This is a genomic window from Enterococcus sp. LJL51 (assembly GCF_049894025.1).
Taxonomy (GTDB): Bacteria; Bacillota; Bacilli; order Lactobacillales; family Enterococcaceae; genus Enterococcus_L.
The window spans coordinates 1-1,288 of record NZ_JBNEQE010000037.1 but is presented as its reverse complement, the minus strand read 5'-3'; the positions used below and the strand labels follow the sequence as shown (position 1 = coordinate 1,288).

Here is a 1,288-nt window from a genome sequence, read left to right as displayed (position 1 = left end):
TTTCTGGTCGGAAAATGGAATTTCTGTTGGATGACAGCTATCGTATGCGCTGGTTAGCGAACCACGAACAAGTCAGCTATCGCACCATTAATCGATTCAGAAGTCAGGAGACAACGGCAGGTCTGTTAGAGGAAGCCTTTGTTTTATTTCGTCGTCAGCTGATTACGAATCAAGTCATCGATAATGAAGCCCTTTTTATCGATGGCACAAAAATCGAAGCAGATGCCAACAAGTTTAGCTTTGTTTGGCGGAAAGCAACGAATCGCTATGAAGCTGCTTTAGATGAAAAATCGAACGCCTTTTATCAAGCCCTTTATCAAGAAGAAATCTTACCTTGTCTGAAAGAAGAACAGCAATCCGACGGATTGACGAGCCATCAGCTGGAAGAAATCGCTCATCATTTAGAAGCGGAGTTACAGGAAACAGAAGAACAATTACAGGATGAAAAACAGAAAGACAAACAGAGCCAATTCAAGAGAAAACGAAGAACCTATAAAAAATATCTGCGAAAAGTTCAAGCAGACTACCTGCCAAGAAAACAAAAATATGAAGCGTATAACCGCCTTTTTCAAGAACGAAATAGCTTTTCTAAAACAGATACCGACGCCACATTTATGCGAATGAAAGACGATTACATGCGTAACGGACAGTTAAAACCAGGCTACAATTTACAAATCGCAACAGAAAATCAGTACGTCTTAGCGTATGATTTATTCCCAAATCCAACCGATACAAAAACCTTAAATCCGTTCTTAGATAGCTTTTTAGAGCAACACAAGGAATTACCCGAATATATTGTGGCGGATGCCGGTTATGGTAGTGAAGAAAATTACATGTATATCCACGATATATTAGACAAGACACCGTTGATTACCTATGGTGGCTATCATAAAGAAACCAAAAAGAAAAACAAAGACAATCCTTTTATCGTTGAAAACTGGCGCTATCTTGAAGAAGAAGATACCTATATTTGTCCTGCCCATCGGGCAGTTCCTTTCAAACAATACAGTCGTAGAAAAGACCGTGGCGGGTTTGTCCGAGACTTCAAAATCTATGAATGTGAGGATTGTCGGGCATGTCCTGTGCGGAGTCAATGTACGAAAGCCAAAAGCAATCGGAATCGACAGATTCAAGTGAACAATTCATGGCGTTACTTCAAAGCAGAATGCAAGAAGAAGCTTTCAGATGAAAAAACAGGTTCGATTTATCGACAACGGAAAATCGATGTAGAACCAGTGTTTGGGCATCTAAAGGCTCATTTGGCGTTCCATCGTTTCCATTTACGTGG

At 40.3% G+C, this 1,288-nt stretch carries 1 protein-coding gene; it reads left to right on the top strand.

The genetic code is table 11. From position 1 onward, the window contains the following. Nucleotides 1–1,288: IS1182 family transposase (locus tag ACPWSO_RS17895; RefSeq protein ID WP_426084934.1), on the top strand; the 1,288-nt coding region annotated here is incomplete at both ends.